This is a genomic window from Chromobacterium aquaticum, assembly GCF_021129195.1.
Lineage (GTDB): Bacteria > Pseudomonadota > Gammaproteobacteria > Burkholderiales > Chromobacteriaceae > Chromobacterium > Chromobacterium aquaticum.
Map to the genome: position 1 here is coordinate 1 of NZ_JAJOHW010000162.1, position 7,655 is coordinate 7,655.

Below are 7,655 nucleotides of genomic sequence, written 5' to 3' on the forward strand. Positions count from 1 at the left end.
GGCCACCACGGCGGCGGCGGCCGGCGGCAGCGGCGCGGCCAGGATTTCGTTGTAGCGGCGGGCGTGGGCGCCGAAGTGGTCTTGCGGCTGCTCCGAGGTGGCGATCACCAGCTGCGGCCATTCGCGCAGCGCGCTGTTGTTCCACTCATTGATATAGCTGAGGAAGCGCGGCTGGCGCAGCGTCACCTTGATGCGCTTGCGGTCCGCGCTGGCGTCCACGCTGTAATCGTCCAGCATCATGCCGCGCCAGCTTAGCGGGCGGGTGGACTGGAGCTCGAAGCTGAAGCTGTCCTCGCGCGCCTTCTGCGGGCCCAGGTCCAATTGGTAGCGCAGCTGGCGCGCCAGCGGCTGCGCGGCGTTGTGGCTCTTGACCCGGTAGGACACGGTGCTGCCGACGGCCAGCTCCGGGAAGGCCATCCAGGTTTGCATGTCGCGGCTGACGCCGGCGTCCGGATTGGGCGCGGCGCGGGTTTCGATCTGGGATTTGCCCAGCTTGATCACTTTGCCGTTGGGCTGGATCACTTCCGCCCGCTCCACTTGCAGGCGGTCTTCGGCCGGGTAGGTGAAGTCGATGCGCGACAGTTGTTCGCGGCCGGAGGGGTGCAGGATGGTGAAGCGCTTGCTGGTGACGCAATCCAGGCTGTTGTCTTTATTGTGCTGACAGCTGATGGCGGTGTTGACCGCCAGCGGCGCTTCGCTGATCGGTTGCAGCGCGGCGGCGCTGAAGCTGCTGTAGAGGCCGGCGGGCAGTCCGAGAGCCAGTCCAAGAGTGATGATGCGCATAGTGGAATCGAAAAGTGTGCTGTTGTTGTGATGAAGTGATACCGCCGCCGATACGGCGCGGCGGCGGTGAGAACACGCATCCGGTGGCCGCGCCGCCGGATGGGATCAAGCTTTCCATGTTCGCATATTAGCGCTTGCGAATGTGTATTGTTTTTGTGTGGATGTTCCGTGCCGCTTCATGATCTTGCCAGCCAGACGGGACAAGGGGGGAGCGGTTGAACAAGCGAAATCCACATCGGGTAGCTGAACCGTTAGACGTTGCGCGCAGCACAGACAGGCTTTCAAGGCTCGGCCCACATCCGCAGCAGATTATGGTAGTTCGCGGTCAGCGCCATCAGCGCTGCGTTGTCGCCCAGTTGCAGACGCAGGCTGGAGATCGCCGCGTCCATGTCGAACAGCAGCCGGCGCTTGCCATCGTCGCGGATCATGCTTTGCACCCAGAAGAAGGAGGCCAGCCGCGCGCCGGCGGTGACCGGCTCCACCCGGTGCAGGCTGGTGGACGGGTAGAGCACCATGTCGCCGGCGTCCAGCTTGACGCTGTGGCAGCCGTAAGTGTCTTCGATCACCAGTTCGCCGCCCTCGTATTCGTCCGGGCGGCTGAAGAACAGGGTGCAGGACACATCGGTACGCACCCAGCCGTTGTCAAAGGGGTGGCGTCGTACCGCGTTGTCCACATGGTTGCCGAAGTCCATGCCGGCCTGGTAGCGGTTGAACAGCGGCGGGAAGATCTTGGCCGGCAGCGCGGCGGAGAAGAACAGGCCGTTGCGTTGCAGCGCGCCTTCCACCATGGCCTGCAGTTGTTGGGCTTCCGGCAGCTGCTGCGGCAGTTGCAGATTGCGTTTGACCTGGGCGGACTGACTGCCGGCGGTGATGCGGCCATCGGCCCAGTCGGCGCGGGCCAGCAGTTCGCGGCCCCGCGCCAGTTCTTCGGCGCTCAGCACCGCGGGGATGTGCAATAACATGAGGTCTCCAGCGGCAGTTGATCGGATGAATGGAGAGGAATGAGGAAGCGGCGCGAAATAGCGGCCGGGTAGGCGGCTGCGCTGGCGTGATGGGACGCGGGTCTCGCGTCTACGGCGGCTCAGGCCTGTTGGGGCCGGCCGGCAGAGTCCTCAAGCAAGCCATTGGGCAGGGCTTGCGTGACGGCTCTGCGGCGAGCGGCCGGCGGGCGCCGGCCTGCTCGCAAGGGGGGACTTACGGCGCTTCGGTGGCGAAGCCTATCTTGCTGATGCCGCCCTGCTGGGCGCTGGCCAGGGTCTTGGCCACCGCTTCGTAGCGCACGCTCTTGTCGGCGAACAGATGCAGCTCCACTTGCGGGTTGTCGCGCGCGGCGGCGGCGAAGCGGGCGTCCAGCTCGCCTTCCGGCACTTTGACGTCGTTCCAGAACACCGAGCCGGCGGCGTCAATGGCCAGGCGGATTTCCTTGGGCTGGCTTTGCTGCGCGGCGGCGCTGGCCTGCGGCAGGTCCAGCTTGACGGTATTGGTCAGCAGCGGGGTGGTGATGATGAACACCACCAGCAGCACCAGCATCACGTCCACCAGCGGCGTGGTGTTGATGTCCGCCATCGGCGCGGAAGCGCCTTTGTCGAAACTACCGAAGGCCATCGATTTCTCCGGACTGTGTCAGCAATTGGGCGTGCAGATCGTGGGCGAAGTAGTCCATGTCCTGCGCCATGATGCGCTGCATGCGGGTCAGGGCGTTGTAGGCCAGCACCGCCGGGATGGCGGCGGCCAGGCCGGCGGCAGTGGCCACCAGCGCTTCGCCGATCGGGCCGGCCACCGCGGCGATGGTGACTTGGCCGGCGGCGCCGATGTTCACCAGCGCGTGGTAAATGCCCCATACCGTGCCGAACAGGCCGATGAAGGGCGCGGTGGAGCCCACCGAGGCCAGCATGGTCATGCCGGTTTCCTGCTTGCCGTTTTCCTGGGCCAGGCCCTTGCGGATGGCGCGGGTCAGGAATTCATCCAGATCGCAGCTCTGGCCCAGCGGGCGCTCCGCCTGGCTGCGGTAGTGGCGCAGCGCGGCCAGTCCCTGGCGGGTGAGGTTGGCGAAGGGCGCGCGCGAATCCTGCAACTGGGCTTCCGCCTGCTTCCAGTCCGGGGCGTCCCACAGCGCGGTTTCTGCCTGTTTGTTGGCGCGGCGGATGTGCCAGGTGCTGACGCCGCGAACCAGGATCAGGTACCAGGTGAGCACCGACATCAGGACCAGGATCATGAACACCGTGACCAGCACGGCGTCCCCTTGTTGGAATACAGTCATTAGATTCATGATTTGCCAGACTTCAAAGAAAATTCAACGGGAACGATAAAGGTGTAGGCGATGGCTTCAGCGCCGCGCTTGGCCGGCGTGAAGGTCCAGCGCTTCACCGCCGCCACGGCGGCGCGGTCCAGCCGCGGGAAGCCGCTGCTGGTGGCCAGCGCCACATCCAGCGGCTGGCCTTGGGCGGACACGTGCACGCGCAGCTGCACGGTGCCGGTTTCGCCTTCTTCTATGGACAAGGCCGGGTAGGCGGGCTTGGGGTTGTTCAGATAGCCGCCGCGGTACATCGGTTCGGTGACCGAGGGCTTGGCATTGGCCGACTGGCCGTGCGAGCTGCCGCCCTCGGCGGAGCTGGCCGCCGGGCTGGGCTTGCTTTCCGCCGCCGGCGCGGCGCTGGGCACGCTGATGGCCTTGGGGCTGGGCGCGGCCGTTTCCGTGGCCATCACCTTGGGTTTGACCGGAGCGGGCTTGGGCGTCGGCGTGGGCTTGACCTGCGGCGTCGGTTTTTTCTCGGGCTTGGCCTGTTGCTTGGGCGCAGCCGGCGCGGCGGCCTGGCTGGGCGCGGCCAGGCTGATCATTTCCATGCTGGCGATGCGCGGCAGCGTGATCGGCTGCTGCATGGCCACCATGCCGCCCATCAGCGCGAAGGCCAGGGCGTGCAGGCCCACCGTGCTGGAGAGCGCCGAGTAACGGAGGATTCGCTGGTTCATGCGGTGATGATAATACAAACTATTCTCATTATCCAAGCGGAAAGCAAGGCTGGCTTGATGTCGATCACATCAAAAAATGCATGAGGGGGAAGAGGCTCCGCAAGCGGCCAGGGCGGCGGCGCGCCCGCGCGGCCCGGCGCTTGCAATCTGTGCTTTCGCCTGCATATCTTGCTGTATTGGCCACGGCGGCGTGCCGGTGGCGACCTCATTCTGGAATACAAAACATGCAACAGTTCGACGGAACCACCATCGTCTCCATCCGCCGCGGCAAGCGCGTGGCGCTGGGCGGGGATGGCCAGGTGACCCTGGGCAATATCGTGATCAAGGCTTCGGCGCGCAAGGTGCGCAAGCTGCACGGCGGCAAGGTGTTGGCGGGCTTCGCCGGCGGCACCGCTGACGCCTTCACCCTGATCGAGCGTTTTGAGGCCAAGCTGCAGAAGCATCAGGGCAATCTGCTGGTGTCGGCGGTGGAACTGGCCAAGGACTGGCGCACCGACCGCATGCTGCGCCGGCTCGAAGCGATGCTGATCGTCGCCGACAAGGACAGCACCCTGATCATCACCGGCAACGGCGACGTGCTGGAACCGGAGCAGGGCATCGCCGCCATCGGCTCCGGCGGCGCCTACGCCCAGGCCGCTGCGCGCGCGCTGTTCGACAACACTGATCTGGCGCCGGAAGTGGTGGTGAAGAAATCGCTGGAGATCGCCGGCGACATCTGCATTTACACCAATCACAACCATGTGATCGAACTGCTGGACGACGCCGAAGAGCCGGCGGCCAACTGAGCCGCCCCGTCCGTCCGATTCAAGAATCAAATCGCCGGAAGCGCCGCTTCCGGCTGGAGAATGTCATGACGCAAATGACCCCGCAGGAAATCGTCCACGAGCTGGACCAGCACATCATCGGCCAGAACGCGGCCAAGCGCGCGGTGGCGGTGGCGCTGCGCAATCGCTGGCGCCGCCAGCAGGTGGCCGAGCCGCTGCGCAGCGAGATCACCCCCAAGAACATCCTGATGATAGGACCCACCGGCGTGGGCAAGACCGAGATCGCCCGCCGCCTGGCCAAGCTGTCCGGCGCGCCCTTCATCAAGATAGAAGCCACCAAGTTCACCGAGGTGGGCTATGTCGGCCGCGATGTCGACACCATCATCCGCGACCTGGTGGAAGTGGCGATCAAGGACACCCGCGACGCCGCCATCAAGCGTAACCGCCCGCGCGCGGAAGACGCGGCGGAAGACCGCATCCTGGACGTGCTGCTGCCGCGTCCGCGTCAGCAGGCCGGCTTCTTCGGCGGCGAGCCGGAGGCGGAAGCCAAGCCGGAAGACGGCGCCACCCGCCAGAAATTCCGCAAGATGCTGCGCGAAGGCGCGCTGGACGATAAAGAGATCGAAATCGAAGTGGCCGCGCCGATGGCGCAGATGAATGTGATGGCGCCGCCGGGGATGGAAGACTTCGCCAGCCAGCTGCAAGGCATGTTCCAGGGCATGGGTTCCGGCAAGAAGCAGACGGCCAAGATAAAGGTGACCGAGGCGCGCAAGCTGCTGATAGACGAGGAAGCCGCCAAACTGGTCAATGACGAGGAACTGCGCGCCGAAGCGCTGAAGAACGTCGAGCAGAACGGCATCGTGTTCCTGGACGAGATCGACAAGGTCACCAGCCGCAGCGAAGGCCAGGGCGGCGCCGACGTGTCGCGCGCCGGCGTGCAGCGCGACCTGCTGCCGCTGGTGGAAGGCACCACCGTGTCCACCAAGTACGGCATGGTCAAGACCGACCACATTCTGTTCATCGCCTCCGGCGCCTTCCAGTTGTCCAAGCCGTCGGACCTGATCCCGGAGCTGCAAGGCCGCCTGCCCATCCGCGTCGAACTGTCTTCGCTGACCGTGGACGACTTCAAGGCCATCCTCACCAGCACCAACGCCTGCCTGACCCGCCAGTACCAGGCGCTGATGGCGACCGAGGGTGTGGAACTGGAGTTCGTCGACAGCGGCATCCAGCGTCTGGCCGAGATCGCTTGGCAGGTCAACGAGAAAACCGAGAACATCGGCGCGCGTCGTCTCTATACCGTGATGGAGAAGCTGCTGGAAGAAGTGGCTTTCGACGCCAAGGCCGGCCGCTGCGAGATCGATGCCGCCTATGTGGACAGCAAGCTGGAACAAGTGGCCGAGCGCGAAGATCTGGCGCGTTACGTGCTCTGATCCACTCCTTATATATAGCAACGCAAACGGCGGCCCTGGGCCGCCGTTCTTGCATCCGCCTCAGCGCAGCTCACAGGCCTCCTTGGCGGGAGGCGTGGGAGCCAAATCGCGGAACGCCTCCGGATGCTGCCGCCAATACCAATCCTTCACCTCCTCATGGTCCAGCGCCAAAAAGGCCTTCATGCCGGGCAGCAGCAGCATCGGCACCACGGTGGCCAAATGCAGCAGCGCGAAAATCAGGTAAACCCGCTCCAGCGGCAACACATGCAGCAGCGCGCCGGCCAGCGCCGGGCCCAACATCGAGCCTATCTTCACCAGCATCACATTGATGGCGGAAAAGCGCGCACGGTAATTCTCCGGCACCGCCAGCGTGCGGTGGGTCTGACCAATCAGCTGGTTCAGCGCGAACATCAGCCCCATCACCGCGAAACAGGCCAGGATCAGCCAAGGGTTGTCGCTGACCGCCACCACCAGCATCAGCACGCCACAGACCAGCATGCCTATGGTGCGCGCCTGATAGCGACTGAAGCGGCGCAGCAGCACATGGGTGAACCAGAGCGAGCCTAGCAGCATGCCGGCGCTGATCGCCGCCTCACAGCCGCCCAGCCAGGCGGCGGACAAGCCCAGCGCGTGTAGCTTGACCGGCAGCAAGGTGGTCACCAGCGGCATGAAGGCCACCAGGGTGATGAATACCGCCAAGGTCCAATAGCGTTCCAAAGGAATGCGCCAGCGCGCGTACAGGCCGCTGCGGATATCGTCCAGCCAGGGGCTGCGGACGGCGCCAGTCGCGCGCGGCGGCACGCGCACATATAAGGAAGCCGCGGCCGCCACCACCAGCAAGAAGGCATAGGCCAGTAGGGTCAGGGTGGGCGAGGTCGCCGCCATCAGGCCGCCGCCCAAGACCGGGCCGATCAGATTGCCCGCCGACTGCGAGCTTTTCTGCAAGGACAGCGCATCGCCCAGCCTGGCCGCCGGCACCATCTCGGCGGCGATGCTGAGCATGGACGGCAGCACGATGGACCAGGCCAGCATCGCCAGTGACTCCACCGCGATCACCCAGCCGATGTGATACCAGCCCATTGCCGCCATCAGCGCCAACAGCAGGGCGCTCAACATCGCCAGCAGCATGCCGCCGCCAATCAGCCGGTTCTTGGGCAGGCGGTCGCCCAGCGGCGCGGTCAGCGGCAGCGACAGCAACATCACCAGCGCGGTGACCGATCCGAACCAGGCCATATCGCGCGCGCCGCCGGACTGCACCACCCACCAGCTGATGGCGACGTAACCGGCGCCCATCGCCAGCCCGCTCAACACATCGCTCAGCATCAAGGCGTAAAACGGCGTGGGCAAGCCTTCCAATCGTTGACGCAAGGTTTGCTGCATGGCGGTCTCCTGGGCGGTGGTATGCGCTCAGCTTAACAATTAATGCCTAAGTCATAAAGTCTGCCCCGAATAATTTGCCGAAAAGCGGTTTTTTCAGAAAAACACCAGAAACCCCAGCCATTTTTTCAGCTTATCTGCCGACGACAATGAGCTGGGAGGCCCGGTTTTCCTGGCTCTGCAAAAGTTCTTGTAAAATTGGGATCAGGTGATTTTTATTGAAATCATGGGTTTACGGATTAATATCTGAAAAACTCCATCTTTTTTCAAAATAGGTGTTGACGGAGCAAGGGCTGTAACGTATATTTCACCTCCTCAGCAGACAACGCAG

8 protein-coding genes are annotated in these 7,655 nt (G+C 64.4%); 2 read left to right on the forward strand and 6 right to left on the reverse strand.

Annotated features, from left to right (window positions below):
- From LQT98_RS21315 to LQT98_RS21335, 5 genes are all read right to left on the reverse strand, one after another.
- The coding region (locus LQT98_RS21315; protein WP_231465026.1) for a DUF3857 domain-containing protein at nucleotides 1–783 on the reverse strand (783 nt) is incomplete at its 3' end.
- Between the two features lie 281 nt (nucleotides 784–1,064).
- Nucleotides 1,065–1,745, reverse strand: coding sequence for a Fe2+-dependent dioxygenase (locus LQT98_RS21320; RefSeq protein WP_048410167.1), 681 nt, complete (start codon nucleotides 1,743–1,745; stop codon nucleotides 1,065–1,067).
- Between the two features lie 232 nt (nucleotides 1,746–1,977).
- The gene (locus tag LQT98_RS21325; protein ID WP_048410168.1) at nucleotides 1,978–2,388 is read right to left on the reverse strand and encodes an ExbD/TolR family protein; all 411 of its coding nucleotides are present in this window, start codon (nucleotides 2,386–2,388) and stop codon (nucleotides 1,978–1,980) included.
- Nucleotides 2,375–3,052 carry a MotA/TolQ/ExbB proton channel family protein gene (locus LQT98_RS21330; protein WP_048410169.1) on the reverse strand — a complete coding sequence of 226 codons (678 nt, stop codon included), beginning with the start codon at nucleotides 3,050–3,052 and terminating at the stop codon, nucleotides 2,375–2,377. Before LQT98_RS21330 ends, LQT98_RS21325 begins: the two co-directional genes overlap by 14 nt.
- On the reverse strand, nucleotides 3,049–3,753 hold the full coding sequence (locus LQT98_RS21335; protein WP_231465028.1) for an energy transducer TonB: 705 nt from the start codon (nucleotides 3,751–3,753) through the stop codon (nucleotides 3,049–3,051). The genes LQT98_RS21330 and LQT98_RS21335 overlap by 4 nt, the downstream gene beginning before the upstream one ends.
- A 224-nt stretch (nucleotides 3,754–3,977) precedes the next feature.
- Here LQT98_RS21335 and hslV point away from each other — a divergent pair, with 224 nt between their 5' ends.
- Both hslV and hslU read left to right on the forward strand, forming a co-directional pair.
- Nucleotides 3,978–4,538 carry an ATP-dependent protease subunit HslV gene (gene hslV, locus LQT98_RS21340; RefSeq protein ID WP_048410170.1) on the forward strand — a complete coding sequence of 187 codons (561 nt, stop codon included), beginning with the start codon at nucleotides 3,978–3,980 and terminating at the stop codon, nucleotides 4,536–4,538.
- A 65-nt stretch (nucleotides 4,539–4,603) separates the two neighbouring features.
- Nucleotides 4,604–5,947, forward strand: a complete 1,344-nt coding sequence (hslU, locus tag LQT98_RS21345) for an ATP-dependent protease ATPase subunit HslU (RefSeq protein WP_231465030.1) — start codon at nucleotides 4,604–4,606, stop codon at nucleotides 5,945–5,947.
- A 60-nt stretch (nucleotides 5,948–6,007) separates the two neighbouring features.
- Here hslU and LQT98_RS21350 read toward each other — a convergent pair whose 3' ends face one another.
- Entirely contained in the window at nucleotides 6,008–7,327 is a 1,320-nt protein-coding gene (locus LQT98_RS21350) for an MFS transporter (protein ID WP_231465032.1), read from the reverse strand.
- Nucleotides 7,328–7,655 lie beyond the last annotated feature (328 nt).